The following is a 19601-nucleotide window of genomic DNA, read 5'->3' on the forward strand; positions in this document are numbered from 1 at the left end:
CGGTGACATGTTCTGGCTGCTCCCCGACACCTGGACGCCGCACGACGAGGCCGAGCTGGTCGCCGGATGGCGGCTCTGGCTCGAGCTGAGCGACCGCGCGTGGCCCACCGCGTCGTGGGACGGCACCCCGTCCGGCGCGGTGGGTCCGTTGCGCGAACTGCTCGACGCGTGCGACGAAATCGAGAGCACGTACCGGGAAACGGCCGAACCGTCCGCGGAGTTCACGGACATCGTTCAGCCGCTGGTGTTGTGCGCGAGCGCGGTCATCTGCCTGTGGTGGGATGACCACGCCCCGCTCGATTCCGCCCGCGCGAAGGCGCTCCACGAGGACCTGCGCCGGTTTTCGGCCCTCGCGGAGCGCGTTCTCACGCTGTTGTCCGCCCACGGCGGCTGGACGGAACTCGACGTGGCCCGCCGCCACCCGGCTTGAGCCGGTATTCGGCGAAATTGGTGACGAGCGTGCCCTCGCCTTGGGTGAGGGCGGGCAGTGCTTGTTCCAGTTCGTGTGCGGAGGCGGCGGGGAGATGACCGTCCACAGTGCATCGATCGCCGGTGATCACTGGTTCGCCGGGGACTGCGCGCAGTTCGATCAGCTTGCGCAGCACGGCGCTGATCGCGGACGCCGGGGCTTCCAATTCAAACGCGTGAACCGGTTCGTACACGCGGGTTCCGGCCTCACGAAGGGCTTCTTGCAGTACCAACCGGGTCATGCCGCGGAAATCGCCGGCGGTGCTGGCCGGTGGATAGAACGCGGTGTCGGTGAGGGTGACTGCGCAGTCGATCACTTCCCGGCCGTGCAAACCCTCGTGCAGGATCTCGTGGACGGTGTCCTCGATGGCAGTGTGGAAGGAAAGCGGCAGTGAGCCGAGTTCGACTTCCAGCCGGTAGTCGGTGCCGGAGCCGGGCGGGCCGGGTTCGACGCGGAGTCCGACGGTGGCCCAGAAGAACACGCGTTCGTCTGGAGCGGGGCGGCGCACGCGGTGTCCAGTCCCGTGTAGACGTTCGACCAGCAGTGGTCGCGATTCCTCGAATTCGGCGGCGATGCCGAACTCTTCGGCGAGGGTTGCCCGGATGACTTCTTTCTGCACTTCGCCGTACAAGCGGACGGTGATTTCCCGGTCCTGCCGGCGGATGCTGATCAACGGGTCCTGTTCGGACAGCCGAGTCAGAGCGGTGTACAGGGCGCTGGTCTGGTCTGGATCGACCGGGTAGACGAGCGTTTCCAGGCTCGGCGGGGCGAAGAATCGGTCCTGGGAAAGGTCGGCGCGTTCGCCCAGCCGGTCGCCGATCCGGATTTCCGGCAAACCCCAGACTCGCGCGACATCTCCGGCCAGTGCCTCGCCGGACACGGGGGTCGCGCCGTGTTCGAATACCCGTACTGCGGTGGGGCGGCCGATGCCTTCCGTGCCTGAGCGTCGGAAAGGAACCGGCCGGCGTGCGGCAAGGGAGCCGGAAAACATTCGCACATAAGCGATTTTCTCGCCGGAACGGCCGCGTTCGATTTTGAAGACGGTGGCGTCGAGCGGACCGTCGCCGCGCCGTTCGCGGGATGGCAGCAGTTCGTAAACCCCGGCGATGAGGTCGCGAACGCCTGCGCCGGTGACTGCGGAACCGAAGAAGACCGGGTACACCGAGGCGGCGGCGACCTGGCGGACCAACGCTTTGCGGTAATCCATTGAGGACGCTGTACCGGCCACATAGGACTCGACGAAGGCGTCGTCTCCGGCCAGTGCGTCAGCGAGTCGTTCATCGAAGGGGAGCGGCGTCGGGTGTGCGCTGGCGGTGCCGATCCCCGTTACGGTGCTCACCGCGACACATTGCGGGGAAAGCTTGGTACGCAAGGAATCCAGCAGCGACGCTGCACGCGCGCCGGTGCGGTCGATCTTGTTCACGAACACCAGCACCGGAATGCTGAGCCGGACGAGCGTGCGCATCAGCACGCGGGTCTGGGCTTGCACTCCTTCCACCGCGGACACCACGAGCACTGCGCCGTCGAGCACGCCGACGGCGCGTTCGACCTCCGCGATGAAATCGGGGTGGCCGGGGGTGTCCACAAGGCTGAGCCGGTGGCCGGGCGTGCTGACCGCCACGACGGCGGACTTGATGGTGATGCCGCGCCTGCGTTCGAGGTCGAGCGAATCGGTCTGGGTGTCGCCGTCGTCGACCCGGCCGGCGTGGTCGATCACGCCGGTCTCGAACAGCAGTCGTTCGGTGAGGCTGGTTTTACCTGCGTCGATGTGCGCCAGGATGCCGATGGTCAGTGCTTTCATGCGGGCAGAAGTCCTCAGATGCGGGAGACAGGCCGAACTGGGGTCGATCGGACTGTCGGCGCATCGGGACTCCTCGCGGGTCGGGAACACGAAAACACGGCCGCGAGCAGCGCACACTCGCGGTCAGCGGCACCGTACCGCCGGGCCGGGCGCGGTGTACAGCGAGTTTTCGGGTGCCTGTCGGTTTCCTGTCGATCACTGGCTGACACCCCCGCGACGGTGTTCAGTGCCCTACCGTGGGCCCGGTCAGTTGAACTTTCACCTATCGGGGGAGCTGTCTCCATGTTGACTCGAGTCAAGGACGTCGCGCTGCTGCTCGGCCGGATCGGCATCGCGGTGGTGTTCTTCGCCCACGGCCTGCAGAAATGGGACAGCGGCGTCGGGGCGACCGCCGACATGTTCAGCCAGATCGGCATCCCGCTGCCGAGCGTCTCCGCGTTCCTCGTGATCGTGCTCGAACTGCTCGGCTCGATCGCGTTCGTCGTCGGTTTCCTGCTGCCGGTGGTCGCCATCGGCTACGCGATCAACATGGCAGGCGCGCTGATCTCGGTCCACGCGGCGCACGGTCTCACCGGCGAGGGCGGCTACGAACTCGTGCTGGTGCTCGGCCTCACCGCGCTGGCGCTGGGCTTCAACGGCGGACGGCTGTCCCTGGACCACGTGCTGTTCCGGCGTCGCCGCGAGGGCGCGAACGAGCTGCAGACGGCCTGACCTCCGCCAGCGCTCACGCGGTCAGGTCGGCGGTGGTGCGTTCGGCCTCGCGGCGGGCGGACAGCTTCGCCGGGTCGGCGTTCGTCACCTGGACCAGGTGCGCACTGGCGGCGAGCGGGACGAGCAGGCCGTCGAGCACGCCGTCCGGCACCGTCCAGTCCATCGTGGACAAAACTCGGTCTGCCGCGGTCAGGCCGAGTTTTGCCGCGCGTGCGGTGGCTTCCGCCCACACTTCGTCCACTGTGGAGGAACCGAGTGCGGGAGTGTCGCCTGGCGTCGGCTGCATCGGGAAGAACTGGTCGCCGGACATCCGGGCCTCGCTGAGGTAGTCGAGCGCTCCGCCGGACGGCGGGGTCGACAGGCCGCGGCCCATCGGGTCGAGCGACACGACCGCGACGGCCGGTGCGTCGATCTCCTCGTCCGGGGTGGTGAAAACGACCCGCGCGCCCTCGGGCTCCGCGACCACGCGGGCTCCGCACCACCACGCGCCGAGCAGCACGCCCGCGGTCTGCCAGTGCGCGGGCAGCCGCACCGCGACGGCGTCGCCCTGTTCCACGTCGAACTCGTCGACCAGCCAGTTCGCCGTTTTCGCGGCCCAGTTCTGCATCGTCGCCACGGACAGCTCGACCCGGCTGCCGACCCGGTCGTCGTAGTGCGTGATCAGCGGTTTCGCCGGCGAGGCAAGAAGCGGGCGCAGCAGCTGCTCGGTGAGGCTCATGTTCTCAGGCTAGTCGCGGCGTCAGTCGACGCAGGGCACGCCCGGGATTCCGGAGTCGAGGCTCTGCGACACCGCGCCGGCCGCCGCGCCGCCGCCCCCGGTGCCTCCTGTGCCACCGGTGCTGCTGCGTCCGGCCAGTCCCGCGACGAACTTCCGCACCGCGGCCGGGTCGACCTCGACGATGCTCTGCCCGTCCTCGCTGCGGCCGTTCGTGGTGATCACCGGAATCGTCGCGAAGGTCAGATCGCCGGACGCGACGCCCTTGACCTGCTGGGCGAATTCGAGCACGTCGAGGCTGTCGTCGAGGACGAACGACCGGTGCACCGCGTCCATCAGGCTGTTCAGCGTGCTCGGATTGGTGAGCGTGCCCGCGGACAGCACCTTGCGCATCGCCGAGGACAGGAACGCCTGCTGCCGTTTGATCCGGTCGAGGTCGCCGTTGGGCAGGTTCTTGCGCTGGCGCACGAAGGACAGCGCCTCGCCGCCGCTCACCGTCTGCACGCCGCGGCGGAAATTCGCCCCGGAGTCCTTGTCCGACGTCGCGTGGTTGAGGCACACCGGCACGCCGCCGACGGCCTCGGTGATCAGGTAGAACCCGAGCAGGTTGACCTCGGCGTAGTGGTCGATGCGCGCCTGGGTGAGGTCCTGCACGGTCTGGACCAGCGCCCGCCGCCCGGCGGCGTCCGAATCGCGGGCGATCTTCGCCTGGTCGTGCTCGCCCTGCGCGCGTTCCTCCTGCTCGGCGCGCGCCTTGGCGACGCCGTACGCGGAGTTGATCTTCGCCTTGCCTCGGCCCGGAATGTCGACCCAGCTGTCGCGCGGGATCGACACCGCGGACGCCTTGCCGCCGTTCTTCGGGATCCGCAGCAGGATGACGGTGTCGGTGTTGATGCCGGCTTTGTCCTCGGTGCGCAACGACTTCAGCATGCTCAGCGGCAGCGGGTTGCCCTGCTGGTCGGTGCGCGCGTCGCTGCCGACGAGCAGGATGTCGGTGCCGCCGTCGTCGGCGGGCGGGGCCGGGGGTTCGCCCGCGCGCGGGGTGAGGACGTCGGCGGTCGCGACGTTGTCCTGCAGTTTGTCCTTGGTGACGTACGCGTAGCCCGTGCCGCTCAGCGCGAGCAGGGAGACCAGGCCGATCGCCACGCGGCGGGTGATCCGGGCGGCCCGGCCCGGGCGGCGCTGCGGTTCCGGCGGCGGTGCCGGGTTCGACGGCTGGGGGAGTTCGACGCGCGGGTGCGGCGAGGGTTTCCACTCGGAAGTGGCCGCCGTCTCGGCTGCGGCGCCCTCGGTGACTGGCTTGGCGTCGTCGTCGGCCGCCGCCTCGGTGACCGGTTCGGTTTCTTCGGCGGCAGGCTCAGCGGCAGCGTGCTTCGGCTCCGGCGTTCCGTCGGATTCACGGTCCGAGGCGTCGGAAACCGCCGGACTGTCGGCGGAATCCGCCGTCCGGTCCGGTTTGTCCTGATTTTCGCTCACCCCGGCTACCTCCCCGCTCACCAGCGTACGGCCTGCGGCGCGCCGCCACGCTGGGTGCTCGACTCTAGTTGACGCAGGGAACATCGCCCGCCGTGATGAGCGGCGCGGGTGAGTTCGAGGAACTGGAAGGAGGGGTCCCGGACGGCGAGGACGCGGGCGGTGCCGCAGGAGGAGCCGAGGACGTCGTGGCCGGCGCGCCGGCGGTGTCGCGCGCGTCCTTGCCGAGGATCACCCGGACGTGCCCGGCGGCGACGTCGGCGTCCGGCTCGGCCTGTGCGGTGCTGCCGAGGGCTTGGCGGACCAGATCGGCGGCGGCCTCGTCCGACGGGTGGTAGCGCAGCACGGTCGTCGCCCGGGTGGACAGCTTCGTGCTGGCGCCGATCTGGAAACCCTTGCCCTGCAACAGGCTCTGCATCTGGTCGGCGGCACCCGAGCCGGAGCCGTCGAACAGTTCGACGGTGGTCTGCGCGGCTCCGGGCAACGGCGCGTTGCTGGAGGTCGGGGCGCTGCCGTCGGAGGTCAGCCGGTCGATCTCGGCGCGGACCTTCGCCGGGTCGACGCGCAGCACGTCAGCGCCGCCCATGACCGCGTTGCCCTCGGTGGGGATGGTGTGGAATTCGACGTTTCCGCCGGTCAGCCCGCGCATCTGGTCGACGAACTCGGACAGGTCCCATCCCGCGGACAGCACCACGGACTTCTTGACCGCGTCGATGAGCTGCGCGATCCGCACCGGGTTGGCCAGGACCTCGGACGAGAGCACCTTGCTCGCCAGTCCGGACAGGAACGCCTGCTGGCGCCCGATCCGGTCGAGGTCGCCGTTCTGCAGGCCGTAGCGCTGGCGGACGAACGCGAGCGCCTGGACGCCCTCGATGGTCTGCTTGCCCGCGGGCAGGTCGACACCCGACTTCTTTTCCTTCACCGGGTTCTTGAGGCACACCTGCACGCCGCCGATGGCCTTCGTGACCTCGTAGAAGCTGGCCAGGTTCACCTCGGCGTAGCGGTCGATCATGCCCGGTTTGCCGATGAACTTCTCGAGCGTCGCGACGAGGTTCTTGCGTCCGGCGAGCTTGGCTTTCTCGTCGACGTCCTTGAGGTCGGCGTTGCCCTTGGCCTGCAGTGTCTTGGCGGTGTCGTTGTAGGCGTAGACGTACGCGCTGTTCAGCTTGTGCTTGCCGAAGCCGCCGGTGATCTCGACGTAGGAGTCGCGCGGGAAGGAGATGGCGATCGCGTGCTCCCCGTTCTGCGGGATGTGCACGAGGATCATCGTGTCGGTCTGCTTTTCGCCGTCGGACTCGCCCGCGTGCAGCATGTCGAGCACCTCGCGGGGCAGCGGATTGCCCTGCGCGTCGGTGCGGCTGTCCTGGCCGACCAGGAGGATGTCGATCGCGCCGTCGAGCGGTTTCGCGTGCGGCTGCTGTTCGCCGAAAATCGCCGTGGTGGAGAAGCCGGACTGCGGGTCGCCGATGAACTGCCAGCCGTACCAGGTCACCGCGAGCACGACCACGGACACGACGGACAGCAGGATCTTCCCGCCTCGCCGCAGCACGACGACCACGCCGCGACCGCGGTGCACCGGCAGCGGTGTCCCCGGCCATTCGGCCACTGTTCCTCCCCAGGATGCTCGCGCTTTTCGCGCTTTGTCGAACTCTACCGACCCTTGAGTGAGCCACCCGTAGGCTGGTGGCGAGAATGCCCGGTCGGGCGGAAGGGTGGATGAGGATGCGGGTCCTGGTCACAGGCGGTGCCGGGTTCATCGGTTCGCACTACGTGCGGCAGGTGCTGTCGGGGGCGTATCCGACGCTGGCCGACGCCGAGGTCGTGGTGCTCGACAAGCTCACCTACGCGGGCAACGAGGCGAATCTCGCCCCGGTCGCCGACAGCCCGCGGCTGCGCTTCGTGCAAGGCGACATCTGCGACACCGCGCAGGTCACCGAGCTGATGAGCGGCGTCGGTCTGGTCGTGCACTTCGCCGCGGAGTCCCATGTGGACCGCTCGATCCTCGGCTCGGCGGACTTCGTGCTCACCAACGTGCTCGGCACGCAGACGTTGCTGCAGGCCGCGCTGGAGGCGCAGGTCGGGAAGTTCGTGCACGTCTCGACGGACGAGGTGTACGGGTCCATCCAGGACGGTTCGTGGTCGGAAGAGCACGTACTGGAGCCGAATTCGCCGTACTCCGCCTCGAAGGCCTCGTCGGATCTGATCGCCCGCTCGTACTTCCGGACGCACGGATTGCCGGTGTGCGTCACGCGGTGCTCGAACAACTACGGCCCGTACCAGTTCCCGGAAAAGGTCATCCCGCTCTTCGCGACGAACCTGCTGGACGGCAAGAAGGTCCCGCTGTACGGCGATGGTCTGAACATCCGGGACTGGCTGCACGTGGACGACCATTGCCACGGAATCCAGCTGGTCGCCGACGGCGGCCGTCCCGGCGAGATCTACAACATCGGCGGCGGCACCGAACTGACCAACCGGGAACTGACCGAACGCCTGCTCGACGCGGTCGGCGTCGGCTGGGAAATGGTCGAACCAGTGGCCGACCGCAAGGGTCACGACCGGCGGTACTCGGTCGACATCGCGAAGATCAGCGCCGAACTCGGTTACGCTCCGCGGGTGTCGTTCGAGGACGGTTTGGCGGAGACGGTGCGCTGGTATGCCGACAACCGCGCGTGGTGGGAGCCGCTGAAGGCCCGCGCCGCGCTCGGCACGTCCTGAAACCCTTTTCGCAGTAGGAGGTACGCCGGTGCGGCTGGCAGTGCTCGTGCCCGGCGGTTCTGGTCAGCTGGGCCGGGACCTGGTGAATACCGCGGGCCCGGAAACGGAGGTGATCGCGCCTTCGTCGGCGGAGCTGGATGTCACGGCTACCGGCCAGGTGATCGCCGCGGTCGGCGAGCTGGCCGAACGGGCCGCGGCTGCTGGTGCGGTGCCGGTGGTGATCAACGCCGCGGCTTATACGGCGGTCGATGCCGCGGAGTCGGATGAGGCCCGGGCGTTCGCGGTGAATGTTGACGGACCTCGGGTGTTGGCCGCGGCTTGCACTTCGCGGCGGGTGCCGTTGATTCACATCTCTACGGATTATGTTTTTCCGGGGGACGGGGATCGGCCTTATGCGGTTGATGATGCTTTGGGGCCGCGGAATGCCTACGGGCGGACTAAGGCTGCCGGGGAGGATGCGGTACTCGGGTCGGGGGCGTCGGCCTGGGTGGTGCGGACTAGTTGGGTCTATGGGAAGACCGGGGCGAATTTCGTAGAGACGATCCGGCGGTTGGAGTCGGAGCGGGATCAGTTGTCTGTGGTGGACGATCAGGTGGGCGCGCCTACCTGGTCGGCTGATTTGGCTCGCGGCCTGTGGGAGCTGGCCGAGGCGGTCGCTTCCGGCCGGGGGCCTGCCGGGAAGGTCCTGCATTGCACCGGCGGCGGCGAGACTTCCTGGTACGGGTTCGCGCGGGCGATCTTCGAGGAGATCGGAGCGGATCCTGAACGGGTCAAGCCCTGCACTACCGAAGAATTCCCTCGACCAGCTCCCCGCCCGGCGTACTCCCTGCTGTCCAACGCCTCCTGGCAAGACGCGGGCCTGACTCCGCTGCGAAACTGGCGGGAAGCGCTGCACGCCTACGTCACGGCCTCGTGAGCGGCGATCCCGGTTCTAACCGGGATCGGCACTCACGAGGGTCAGCGCGCTACGGCCTGGCGGTAGGCGTCGAGAGTCCGCAGTGCGGTGTTGTGCCAGGTGAAGCTTGCTGCGTGGGTTCTGCGGGCGGTGGAGGTGGCCAGGCCGTGCGGGTCTGTCACGGCTTGCCGTAAGGCTTCTGCGAGGCCGTCCACGTCGTCGTAGGGAACCAGGGTCGCGCAGTCGCCCGCTACCTCGCGCAGGGCTGGGATGTCGGTGCACACGACGGGAACATCCGAGGCCATTGCTTCCAGGACGGGGAGGCCGAAGCCCTCGTCCCGTGAAGGGAGAACCAGGGCGGCCGCGCCGGCCACCACCGTGCGAAGGTCCACATCGGACAGATAACCGGTCTGTCCGGACCGTGGCAGCCTCGGAAACGGGCCGGGGCCGGCGAAAACGAGCGGCGGCAGGTCTGGAGCGGCGGCATGGGCAGCGGCCAGCCAGTCCAGGCCCTTGCGCGGACCGGCGGCACCGGCGAACAGCAGGTACTTCTCCGGCAAGCGGAGTTTCGCCCGCACTCCGTCATCGGGCGGCCGGGCGGTGAACCAGGCTGGGTTCACTCCGAGCGGGGTGGCGATGATTTTGGCTCGGTCGACGTCCAGCTTTTCCGCGACGGAATCCGCGACCGCCTCGGTGGGGGTGCAGATGACATTCGCCCGATGCGCGCCACGTCGGACCAATTCCGGGAGAGTCCGGTCGGAGTGCGCCAATTCCTGGGGGGCGTCGATGAAAGCCAGATCGTGAATCGTCAGGACTCCGGCGGCGCGGAGGCGGCCGGGGAGGACGAAGTTCGTGCCGTGCACGACGTCGGTCGGCCCGGCGAAAAGTTCGACCGGCGGCAACTGGGTGCGTAGCCAGGTGGCGCGGAGAAGCCTTGCGGAGACTGGCATTCCCCGTGCTTGAACGCCGTGGGGCAAGACATGTCGCAGTTTCCGCCAGCCTCGCAGGGTGAAGGCGACGGCGCGAAGGTCCACTTCGGACATGGAAGCGAGTTCTTCGCTCAACGCGGCGGTGTACCGGCCGATGCCCGTCCGGGAACCGAGCAGAGGGGTGCCGTCTAGCAGGACGCGCAGCGGACGGTCAGCCACGGCGCAACCGCTCCCGCGCTACCTTCGTGACCCGTCCGGCTGCTCGCTTCGCCAGCTCGCCTGGGCCGCCAGCGGCGAGATATTCCCGTACCAGAGCCAAATCGCGCCGTACCATCGCGGTGCCGCGTACGGGGTCGCTGACGGTGAGGTCGGCGCCACCGGGCAACCGGTCCGCGGCGGGGCGTGGGTTGCGGCAGAACTCCACTAGCGGCTTCAGCGCCTCCGGCCAGGCGTACCGCTGCGCGACCACGCGGATTCGTTCGACGCAGGCGTCGGCGAATTCCCGGTCGTACAAGGACTTTTCCAGCGCGTCTGCCAGCGCGCCGGCGTCTTCGGCGGGGACGACGACGCCCAGGCCTTCCGCCCGGACGAGGTCGGCGAACGCGTCCCCGTCGGTCGTCACGATCGGCAAGCCGGCCCACAGGTAGTCGAGAACCCGGGTGCGGAAAGCGAAAGTCGTCTCGACGTGTTCATAGTGCGTGGTGACACCGCAATCGGCGTCGAGAAGCCAGTTCTGCCGGTCCGAATAGGGGACCCATTGTTCGTTGAAGAAGACGTTCTTGTCCGTGAGGCCCAGCGAATCCGCCAACCGAACAGTCCGGGCGCCGATGTCCATTTCGGCGACCTCGGGGTTCGGGTGCTTCATGCCGAGGAACACCAGACGGGCGTCGTCGCGGCGGTGGCGCAGGAGGTCGAAGGCGCGGATCAGGGTCAGCGGGTCGAACCAGCTGTAGACACCGCCTGCCCACAGGACGACACGGTCGGATTCGCCGATGCCCAGAGCGGAACGCAGGCCGGGGCCGGTGCGCGCCGGGGCCTGCGGGGAGAGGCCGAACGGGACGACGGCGAGCAGCGACTGGGTGGTCGGGTCGGCGTCGTAGAGGCGCGGGGACAGGCGGCCGAGCGCGGCGAGGTGGCCCAGCCAGAAATGGCGCTGGCGTTCGGAGGCACAGAGGAAGAAGTCGGCGCGTTCGAGCTGGGCGTCGAGGACGCGGGTGACGCCGGCCAGGTCGAGCGCGCGCTGGTCGTCGGGGGCGTCCTTGCCCTGTTCCAGCAGCTCCAGGTGCATCGGGTCGTACACATCGGCGACCACGATCTTGTGCTCGTGCTGCTTCTTCAGCGACGGCGCCAGCTCCAGCACGTGCCCCTGAAGGATCACGACGTCCGCCCATTCGATCGGGCCGTCGAGGTCGCGGTGTTTGCCCGAGCTGACCTGGAAGGCCGCGGGCGGGGGCGAGACCAGCGGGTTCGTGGTCATGAGGTGTACGTCGTGCTCGGCGGACAGCGTCGAGGCGATGTTCCACGCCCGGATCGCCGGGCCCGCCATCCGCTCGGTGATCGAATCGCCGGTCAGGACGAGGATCTTGCGGCGCTGGCCGAACACGTCCTTGATGCCGAACGCTTCGACGAGGATTTCGTGTGCGCGGAGGTAATCCGGCAGCGGGTACGCGGGCTCAAGTGCCTTGCGCAGCAACGGAAGCAGGTCGGCGTCGGTACGTACGCGCGCGGCTTGCTCGACTGCGCGGGATTCAGCCAGTGCCGGCATCATCTCGACGAATCGGTCCACCGCCAGCACTCCGGCGAGCGTGGTGCGCGGGACCGGGACTTCCGAGGTGTCGACGGGGCCGACGCCCTTCTCCAGGTCCAGCTGATCCGGGTCGATGCCGCCGCGTGCGGTCGCCCGGCGGACGGCCAGTGCGAGGGCCGCGGGGAGGGCGCGGGCCAGGGATTCGTCGGAGAGGTTCTTGTACAGCGCGGCCAGTGCGTTGCGTTCCAGCAGGAAGGTCTCGCGGCCGGTGTCGGGCGCGTCGACGGCGGCCATGGTGCCGTGGTGGCGGTGGTAGGTGAGCGATTCCGGCACGTAGCGCACGCGCCAGCCGCGCAGGTTGAGCCGCCAGCCGAGGTCGACGTCCTCGTAGAACATGAAGAAGCGCTCGTCGAAACCGCCGAGTTCGGCGAACACCGACGCGCGCACGAACAGCGCGGAGCCGGTGCCGAAGAGGACGTCCTTGGCGACGTCGTGCTCAGCCTCGGGCACATCCGCGAGCGGGCTGCCGGCGTGGCGCTTGTAGCCCATGCCGAACCAAGTCAGACCCGCGTCCACGAAGTCGGTGCCGGTGCCCTCCCAGTCGACGACCTTGCTCGCCACCGCGGCGACGGTCGGCTGTGCGCGCAGTTCGGCGACAGCCGCGGAGACCCACGCCGGAGCGGGGCGGGCGTCGTTGTTGAGAAAGCCGAGGACGGTGCCGTTCGCGTGCTGCGCGCCGAGGTTGCAGCCGCCCGCGAACCCGGTGTTGACCGGCGATTCGATGAGCTGCACGTCGGGCGCCGCGGCGCGGATGCGGGCCGCGTCGTCGCCGCCGGAAGCGTTGTCGACGCAGATCAGCTCGACATTCGCGTAATCCAGGTCGGTCCGCAGCGCCCGCAGGCAGGTGATGGTGTCGTCGGCGCCGCGGTAATTCACCACGATCACCGAGACGAGCGGTTGCGGGTCCCCCACTGCCAAGACGAGCTCCTCCGTCGAATTTCCGCCCAGCTTAAAGGCCAGCCCAGGCATCCCAGATCGCGCCTCGGCCCAGCGCCGAGATCCGGCTCACGCGACCGCGTTCCCGCAGCGTGCGGGGGAGCCGGAGGACGACCTCCGCCAGCACCCGCGTACGCAGCGCGGGGTCGAAGTTCGCCGCGTCGGGACGGTGCCGGCGCAGCGGAAGCAACGCGGTGATCGCGGCGAAGCGGGCCAGTTCGCGAATCGCTGCTTTCGCAGGTGCGCAGCGCAGCAGCATGAGCAGGCGGTTGCGTTCGTTCCAGCGGTGAAATTGCGGTGAACCGGGGTTCGTGCTGGCTCCGTGCAGGTGCTGGACCCGCGCTTTGGGCGCGGCGGCGACGTGCCATCCGGCCAGCCGCAGCCGCCACGCGGTGTCGGTGTCCTCGTAGTAACAGAAGAAGCTCGCCGGGACGCCGCCGACCGCGCGCACGGCGTCCGTGCGCAGCAGCGCGGCACCGCCGCAGAAGCCGAAGACCTCGTCGCTGGGTTCGGTGAGGTCGGCGCCGTGGCCGTCGGCGGTGAGCCGGACGCCGGTCGACTGGGTGCTGCCGTCGGGCAGTTCGAGCCGCGAGGTGACGGCGGCGGCCAGCGGCTGGCTGTCGAGGGCGTCTTCGAGGTTGGCGAGCCAGTCCGGTTCGGGGGCGGCGTCGTCGTTGAGCCAGGCGACACGCGGGGTGCGGACGCGGTCGAGCGCGTGGGCCATCGCACCGGCGTAACCGGTGTTGCGACGCAGCCGGAGGACCTCCGGACGGCTGGGATGCGCGGCCAGAATCGTTGCGGTGCCGTCGGTTGAGGCGTTGTCCACCACGAGTGTCCGATGTGGACGGTCTTGGGCGGCGAGCGCGTCGAGGCACGCGGCGAGGTGGTCCGCCCCACGCCAGGTCACCACGACGACGGTGGTGCCGGATTCCGCGCTGGTCACCTGGGAGACAATAGCGGCGTGCCCGAACTGGTCGTGATCGCCGAGCAACTGCTCGCCCCCGTTCCGGGTGGCACCGGCCGGTACACCGCCGAACTGCTGCCCGCGCTCGCCCGCACCGCGCCGCCCGGCTGGACCGTGTCCAGCGTGGTCGCGCGGCACGCGGACGTCTCCGCGGCGCGGATCGAAGGGGTCGAGGGGCCGCGCGTGCTGCCGTTGCCGCCGAGGGCGCTGGTCGCGCTGTGGCAACTGGGCCTGCGCTGGTGGCCGGGCGGTGACGCGGTGCACGCGCCGACCCCGTTCGCGCCGCCCCGCGCCCCGGCTGGGCGAACACTGACCGTCACGGTGCATGACACCGTGCCGTGGACGCATCCGGAGACCCTGACCGCCCGCGGCGTCAGCTGGCACCGGTCGATGATCGCGAGGGCGGCGCGGCGGTCGTCCGGGCTGATCGTGCCGACCCGAGCGGTCGCCGACGAGCTGGCGGTGCTGCTGGACGTGGACGTCCCGGTGCGGGTCGTGCCGCACGGCGTGACCGTGCCCGAGGGGTCCGCGAAGCTGGATCTGCCGTCGCGGTACGTGCTGGCGGTCGGGACGATCGAACCGCGCAAGGGCATGGACGTGCTGGTCGACGCGGTGGCGCAGCTCGACGGCACGGACGAGGTCGGCGACGTCGGCCTGGTGCTCGCCGGCCAGCCCGGCTGGGGCGGCATCGACCCGGTGCGGCTGGCGGCCGACCGCGGCCTGAAATCGGTGCGGGTCCTGGGCAAGGTGACCGATGCCCAGCTGGCGACCGCGATGCGCGGCGCGAGCGTGCTGGCGATGCCGAGCCTCGCCGAAGGCTTCGGACTGCCGCTGCTGGAAGCGATGGCGATCGGGGTGCCGGTGGTGCACACGGACGTCCCGGCCCTGGTAGAGGTCTCCGGCGGGGCGGGGGTGGTGGTGCCGCGCGGGGATGCGGACGCGCTGGCTTGGGCGCTCAAAGAGGTGCTGCTGTCGCCGGACAAGGCCGCGGAGTTGTCGAAGCTGGGGCGTGAGCGGGCTCGGACGTTTACCTGGCGGGCGGCGGCTGAGGCGGTTTGGGCCGCGCATCGGCGGTCTGGCTGACGGGTCCGGCTGGCAGCTGCGGCGCCGGTCTGGCGGGCTGGGCGTCGGCGGTCGAGCGCCGGTCCGGGCTGCGATCGGGGTGACACGGTCGGGTGAACCCAGACGGGTGAGCGCAGGTGGGCGAGGGTGGTGGCGCCCGGAGTCGGCGGCAGTTTGCCGGTTCCTGACCTGTGCGGTGGGTGATCGCCGTACGCTGCACTCGTGACCGGTGATCCCCGTGTGCTGATCGACGCGACCGCGGTGCCCGCGGATCGGGGCGGGGTCGGCCGATACGTGGACTCGCTCGTCGGCGCGCTCGACCAGGACGGGGCCCGGCTGACGGTGGTCTGCCAGCCGCGTGACCTGCCGCTTTACAGTCAGCTCGCGCCCAGTTCCCGGATCGTCGCCGCATCGCCCGCGACCTCGACCCGCACCGCCCGGCTGACCTGGGAGCAAGCCACCTTGCCCCGGCTCGTGCGCCGGCTCGCCGCCGACGTCGTGCACTCCCCGCACTACACGATGCCGCTCGCCAGCGGGGCCGCTTCGGTGGTCACGCTGCACGACGCGACGTTCTTCACCGACGCGGTCCTGCACTCGTCGGTCAAGGCCCGGTTCTTCCGCGCGTGGACCGCCACCGCGCTGCGGCGGGCGACACTCTGCGTAGTTCCCAGTCACGCGACAGCGGTAGAGTTGGCCCGGGTGAGCCCGGTGCGGCACGCGGAGTTGGAGATCATCCATCACGGCGTCGACAGCGAACGCTTCCATCCGCCGTCCCCGGAGGAGATCGCGGCGGCGCGGAATGCGGTCGGGCTCGGCTCGACGCCGTATATCGCGTTCCTCGGGGCGCTTGAGCCGCGGAAGAACGTGCCCGCGCTGATCCGCGGTTATGCCCGCGCGGTCGCTGGGCAGCGGGACGCGCCGGCGCTCGTGCTCGCTGGGCAGCCTGGCTGGGACACCCAGGTGGAGCGCGCGCTGGACGCGGTGCCGCACCGGCTTCGGGTGATTCGCGCGGGGTATCTGCCGTTCGGGACGCTCGCCGGGTTCTTGGGCGGCGCCGAACTCGTGGCATACCCGAGCCTCGGCGAAGGCTTCGGGCTGCCAGTGCTCGAGGCGATGGCCTGCGGTGCCGCGGTACTGACCACGCGCCGCCTCTCCCTGCCGGAAGTCGGCGGCGACGCGGTCGCGTACTGCGGTGTCGGCGCGGGCGATGTCGCCGCGGCGTTGACGGAATTGCTCGCCGATCCGTCGCGTCGCTCAGTTTTGGCTTCCGCGGCGCAGCGGCGCGCCAAGGAATTCTCGTGGACGACAACGGCGGATCGGCACCGCGAGGCTTACGGAAAAGCCTGGCATCAGCATTTGCGCAACCGCTAACGGAGGCCGTAAAGGGTTTCCGCGTTGGCGTGCGCGATCTTTTCCCGGTCTTCCTCGTTGGGCAATTTCTCCAGGAATTCCGTGATGGCCGCGGCCTGGACCTGATGGAACGGGTAATCACCGGACAGCAGGATCCGATCGGTGGTAGTGTATTCGAGCGCGTTGCGCAGCATTCGCGGGACGAGCATTCCGCTGGTCGCCAGGTGAATGTTCGTGCGGAAATACTCGGAGACGCGACGTTCGAGATGCGTGGCCGTGTGCGACAGGCTGTCGATCCGGTCCAGCGCGAAGAGGACGACCTCGCCCCAGTGGCCCAGGACGACCTGCAGTCCGGGGTGGCGGTCGAACGTTCCGCGCAGGATCAGCCGGATGACGGCGAGCCCGGCCTCGTAGTGCCAGCCGAGGCCGTACGTGGCCAGCCCGAGATCGAGCTCGGGACTGAAACCGCGGTAGGAAGCCTGGCGGACGGATTCCACCGGGATCTGCGGGTGGACGAAGACCGGCCGGCCGAGCGCGGCGGCCGCGCCGAGCAGTTCGTCGTACGCGGGATCGTCGAGCGGACGGTCGCCGCTGCGGCCGTAGGACATGACCCCGACGTGCGCCGGATCCTTCGCGGTCCGTTGCAGTTCGGCGAGCGCCGCGTCCGGATCGGACATCGGCAGGGTTGTCATGGCGCGGAAGCGGTCGGGGTGCTTCGCGACCGCCTCGCTGACCAGGTCGTTCGCCTCGCGGCTCAGTTCGATGCCTTGCGGGACCGGGCATCCGTGCGTTCCCGGCGGCGCGATCGAGAGGATCTGGACGTCGATGCCCGCCTCGTCCATCCACGCGACGCGCTGGTCGCCGATGTCGAGCAGCCGCTCGGGAAGATCGCCCCGGTCGTTGTGCGCGATGCTCGGGTCGCCGGATTCGGTGCGCAGCATCCGGTCGATGCCGGGGGTGGTCCAGTGCTCCTCGATGGCGACGGTTTTCATCGGTCCCCTCTTTACGGCTGGTGGTTTCGAGATTACCAGCGTCGGTTAACGGGACTGGGACGTTTGCGGACGTGATGGGCGACCGCGACCGCTACTCCGCTCGCGACGAAGAATGCGGTGACCGCCGGATTCATGGATTTGGACAAACTCGGCGCGCTTTCCGGACTTAACGCCCACAGTGCGAGCACTCCGAGATAGACGGCGGCCAGTCCGGCGGACCACCAGCGCAGCGCGCGCGGCTGGGAATCGCGCAGGCTGGAGATGAGAAGCGCGATCAGCGGAATGCCGGAGAGCAGTGCGAACTGTCCGAGGACGAGAGCGGGGACGGACCAGGCAGTGATCAGGATGGGCAGCGAGGCGCGGGACGCGGTCATGACGATTCTCCTTCTCCGAGGTGTGTTCAGCGGCGAGCTTCGGCGGCGGTCTTCAGGTCGGCGAGCCAGAGGTCCAGGCCCGGGGCCAGGTATTTGATCGCGGTGGCCGGGTCGGCCTCGATCTGCTGACCGGTCCAGCTTTCTTCGGTGCGGACGACGACCCCGCCGCGCACCGGGACGAAGTTCCACACGTGCGTTCCCTTGTCGATCCGCAGGCCGTTGCCGATCGCCGGGCCGGACCACCGGACGCACTGGCCGGGTTTGACCTGGTGGACGGTCGACGTGATGACCAGCGTGGTGGCCGGCGTCGAGGGGGTGGCCGGAGCGGGCGTGGTCCAGCGGAACTGCGAACCGGGGTGCAGGCGACCGGGGTCGAGGCGCTGCACGCTTGTGAGCGGCTTTTGCCAGCGCGGCCAGCTTTCGACGTTGGTGTGCAGCCGCCACACAGTGCTCAGCGGAGCCTTGATGAAGGTCTCCGCGCGGTGGTGGAGCCGCGCGGCCGGGTTGATGCCTTTTCCTTGGCAGGTCAGGGAACCCGGGTGCGTGGTGGCGGCTTGGGCGGGCGCGGCGCCGAGCAGTCCGGCGGCGACCGGAAGGGCCAGCAGTGCGGCGCGCAGCCGCGGCTTGATGTTCGGCATTGGTGAACTCCATTAGTGATAGTTAATAGTCTTAACTCTGGTGAAGACCGTACAAGCTCCCGGCTGTGAACGTCAATAGCGGAAGTGAAGGAGCTTAACTACACTGGGCGGAGAGGAACGAAGGGGAACGGCCGATGACCGAACAGGCACCGCGGGAGCGCTACCGCGAGCAGGTGCGCGAGGAGATCAAGCAGCACGCTCGGCAGCAGATCGCCGAGGCGGGGCTGCCCGCGCTGTCGCTGACCGCGATCGCCAAGCAGATGAGCATGACCGTGCCCGCGCTGTACCGGTACTACCGCGGCCGGGACGAGCTGATCACCGCGCTGATCCGGGACGCGTTCCGGAGTCTCGCCGACACCGTCCGGGCAGCGGCGGATTCCGGGGCGGACCTGCTGGCACTGGCGCACGTCATCCGGGACTGGGCCAAGGCCGATCCGCAGCGCTACTTCCTCATCTACGGCACGCCGGTGCCCGGCTACCACGCGCCGCCGGACACGACGGCGATCTCCAACGAGGTCATGGAAGTCCTGATCGAGGCGAACGCGGCACTGGGCGAACCGGAGCCGGCGACGACGTTCCACGTGCACCTGGAAACCCATCGCGAGTGGGTGGACAGCGACACCGTCGGCACCGGCGCGGTGCGGCGCGCGCTGTCCTTCTGGACCCGCCTGCACGGGGTCCTGTCGCTTGAACTCGCCGGCCACTTCACCGGGATGAAGTTCGACCCGGCGCTGCTGATCGACGACGAGTTGGCAGAGCTGAAAGCGTAAGCGGAAGTGACTGCGGGTGACCGGGTCGGTGGGCTGACGTAGCCGTCGGTGAGCAGTGGACAATGGCGCGGTGACTGAGCAGCGCACGTATGGTGACCGCGTCGGCGTCGTGACCGTGACCTACTTCCCGGGCGAAACACTCGAGAAGTTCCTCGACACGCTCGACAAGGCGACTGACCGCGACGTGCACGTCGTCGTCGCCGACAACGCGTCCACCGACGGCGCTCCGGAGAAGGCCGCCGAACGCGAGAACGTGACGCTGGTCAGCATCGGCGAGAACGTCGGCTACGGAACGGCCGCCAACCGCGGTGTCGCGGCGCTCGACGACAGCTACGGCTGGGTTGTCGTGGTCAACCCGGACCTCGAATGGGAGCCGGGCTCGCTCGACGCGCTGATCGAGGTCGCCGGGCGCTGGCCGCGCGGGGCCGCGTTCGGGCCGCTGATCCACGACCTCGACGGCACCGTCTACCCGTCCGCGCGGCTGCTGCCGTCGTTCGGGCGCGGGATCGGGCACGCCGTCTTCGGCAAGATCTGGCCGAGCAACCCGTGGACCCGCGAATACCGCCAGGAAAACGCCGCGCCGACCGAGCGCACGTCCGGCTGGCTGTCGGGCTCCTGCCAGCTCTTCCGGCGCGAGGCGTTCGACTCCGTCGGCGGCTTCGACACCCGCTACTTCATGTACTTCGAGGATGTCGACCTCGGCGACCGGCTCGCGAAGGCGGGCTGGCAGAACGTCTACGCCCCGTCGTCGAGCGTGATGCACATCGGCGGCCACTCGACGGCGCGCGCCTCGGCGAAGATGCTGCGCGCCCACCACGCGAGCGCCTACCGCTACCTCGCCGACCGGCACCAGGGGCTGCTGTGGAAGCCGGTGCTGGCCGCGGTGAAGCTCGGGCTGGCGCTGCGGGTGAAGCTGGAGACGCGCAAGGGCTGAGCAGTCCGCGATGCCGGGACTCGTGCCCGGTGCCGCCCGTGCCCGTAGGTGCGTGCGGGAAACCCG

General features: G+C 69.4%; 18 protein-coding genes. 8 read left to right on the forward strand and 10 right to left on the reverse strand.

Features of this window, described 5'->3' with window-relative positions; translation table 11 throughout:
• Positions 1-7: 7 nt before the first annotated feature.
• Entirely contained in the window at positions 8-430 is a 423-nt protein-coding gene (locus L3Q65_RS41165) for a hypothetical protein (RefSeq protein WP_237598061.1), read from the forward strand.
• On the opposite strand, the gene L3Q65_RS41170 is transcribed toward L3Q65_RS41165, so the two are convergent.
• Entirely contained in the window at positions 366-2270 is a 1905-nt protein-coding gene (locus L3Q65_RS41170; protein ID WP_237598062.1) for a translation factor GTPase family protein, read from the reverse strand. The genes L3Q65_RS41165 and L3Q65_RS41170 overlap by 65 nt on opposite strands.
• Before the next feature lie 282 nt (positions 2271-2552).
• Between L3Q65_RS41170 and L3Q65_RS41175 the strand changes: the two genes are divergently transcribed.
• Positions 2553-2981, forward strand: a complete 429-nt coding sequence (locus L3Q65_RS41175) for a DoxX family protein (RefSeq protein ID WP_182894434.1) — start codon at positions 2553-2555, stop codon at positions 2979-2981.
• 13 nt (positions 2982-2994) lie between these two features.
• Here L3Q65_RS41175 and L3Q65_RS41180 read toward each other — a convergent pair whose 3' ends face one another.
• The 3 genes from L3Q65_RS41180 to L3Q65_RS41190 form a co-directional block, all read right to left on the reverse strand.
• Entirely contained in the window at positions 2995-3699 is a 705-nt protein-coding gene (locus L3Q65_RS41180; RefSeq protein WP_237598063.1) for a TIGR03089 family protein, read from the reverse strand.
• A 21-nt stretch (positions 3700-3720) separates the two neighbouring features.
• A complete protein-coding gene (locus L3Q65_RS41185; protein WP_370648148.1) occupies positions 3721-5172 on the reverse strand; it encodes an LCP family protein in 1452 nt (483 codons plus the stop codon).
• Positions 5173-5236: 64 nt separating this feature from the next.
• Entirely contained in the window at positions 5237-6775 is a 1539-nt protein-coding gene (locus L3Q65_RS41190) for an LCP family protein (RefSeq protein ID WP_237598064.1), read from the reverse strand.
• Positions 6776-6891: 116 nt separating this feature from the next.
• Here L3Q65_RS41190 and rfbB point away from each other — a divergent pair, with 116 nt between their 5' ends.
• Both rfbB and rfbD read left to right on the forward strand, forming a co-directional pair.
• Entirely contained in the window at positions 6892-7884 is a 993-nt protein-coding gene (gene rfbB / locus L3Q65_RS41195) for a dTDP-glucose 4,6-dehydratase (RefSeq protein ID WP_182894430.1), read from the forward strand.
• 28 nt (positions 7885-7912) lie between these two features.
• A complete protein-coding gene (gene rfbD, locus L3Q65_RS41200; RefSeq protein WP_182894429.1) occupies positions 7913-8800 on the forward strand; it encodes a dTDP-4-dehydrorhamnose reductase in 888 nt (295 codons plus the stop codon).
• 41 nt (positions 8801-8841) lie between these two features.
• On the opposite strand, the gene L3Q65_RS41205 is transcribed toward rfbD, so the two are convergent.
• The 3 genes from L3Q65_RS41205 to L3Q65_RS41215 are packed head-to-tail and all read right to left on the reverse strand — an operon-like array spanning position 8842 to position 13394.
• Positions 8842-9927: a glycosyltransferase family 1 protein gene (locus tag L3Q65_RS41205; RefSeq protein ID WP_182894428.1), complete on the reverse strand. Its 1086-nt coding sequence runs from the start codon at positions 9925-9927 to the stop codon at positions 8842-8844.
• Complete coding sequence (locus L3Q65_RS41210; protein WP_182894427.1) at positions 9920-12433, reverse strand: glycosyltransferase; 2514 nt, start codon at positions 12431-12433, stop codon at positions 9920-9922. Before L3Q65_RS41210 ends, L3Q65_RS41205 begins: the two co-directional genes overlap by 8 nt.
• Positions 12434-12464: 31 nt before the next feature.
• Positions 12465-13394, reverse strand: coding sequence for a glycosyltransferase family 2 protein (locus L3Q65_RS41215; RefSeq protein ID WP_182894426.1), 930 nt, complete (start codon positions 13392-13394; stop codon positions 12465-12467).
• Between the two features lie 18 nt (positions 13395-13412).
• Between L3Q65_RS41215 and L3Q65_RS41220 the strand changes: the two genes are divergently transcribed.
• Entirely contained in the window at positions 13413-14498 is a 1086-nt protein-coding gene (locus L3Q65_RS41220) for a glycosyltransferase family 1 protein (RefSeq protein WP_182894425.1), read from the forward strand.
• A gap of 219 nt (positions 14499-14717) precedes the next feature.
• The gene (locus L3Q65_RS41225) at positions 14718-15848 is read left to right on the forward strand and encodes a glycosyltransferase family 1 protein (protein ID WP_182894663.1); all 1131 of its coding nucleotides are present in this window, start codon (positions 14718-14720) and stop codon (positions 15846-15848) included.
• On the opposite strand, the gene L3Q65_RS41230 is transcribed toward L3Q65_RS41225, so the two are convergent.
• Genes L3Q65_RS41230 through L3Q65_RS41240 form a run of 3 tightly spaced genes read right to left on the reverse strand, consistent with a single transcriptional unit; the run spans position 15845 to position 17831 of the window.
• A complete protein-coding gene (locus L3Q65_RS41230) occupies positions 15845-16819 on the reverse strand; it encodes an amidohydrolase family protein (protein ID WP_182894424.1) in 975 nt (324 codons plus the stop codon). The genes L3Q65_RS41225 and L3Q65_RS41230 overlap by 4 nt on opposite strands.
• 32 nt (positions 16820-16851) lie before the next feature.
• Entirely contained in the window at positions 16852-17193 is a 342-nt protein-coding gene (locus tag L3Q65_RS41235; protein WP_182894423.1) for a hypothetical protein, read from the reverse strand.
• A gap of 26 nt (positions 17194-17219) precedes the next feature.
• Positions 17220-17831 carry an SRPBCC family protein gene (locus L3Q65_RS41240; RefSeq protein ID WP_237598065.1) on the reverse strand — a complete coding sequence of 204 codons (612 nt, stop codon included), beginning with the start codon at positions 17829-17831 and terminating at the stop codon, positions 17220-17222.
• Between the two features lie 134 nt (positions 17832-17965).
• On the opposite strand from L3Q65_RS41240, the gene L3Q65_RS41245 reads away from it, so the two are divergent.
• Together L3Q65_RS41245 and L3Q65_RS41250 are read left to right on the forward strand one after the other, a co-directional pair.
• Positions 17966-18601 carry a TetR/AcrR family transcriptional regulator gene (locus tag L3Q65_RS41245; protein WP_237598066.1) on the forward strand — a complete coding sequence of 212 codons (636 nt, stop codon included), beginning with the start codon at positions 17966-17968 and terminating at the stop codon, positions 18599-18601.
• Between the two features lie 70 nt (positions 18602-18671).
• A complete protein-coding gene (locus L3Q65_RS41250) occupies positions 18672-19535 on the forward strand; it encodes a glycosyltransferase family 2 protein (protein ID WP_182894420.1) in 864 nt (287 codons plus the stop codon).
• Positions 19536-19601: the final 66 nt, after the last annotated feature.

This window comes from Amycolatopsis sp. FU40 (assembly GCF_021903635.1).
GTDB classification, from domain to species: Bacteria; Actinomycetota; Actinomycetes; order Mycobacteriales; family Pseudonocardiaceae; genus Amycolatopsis; species Amycolatopsis dendrobii.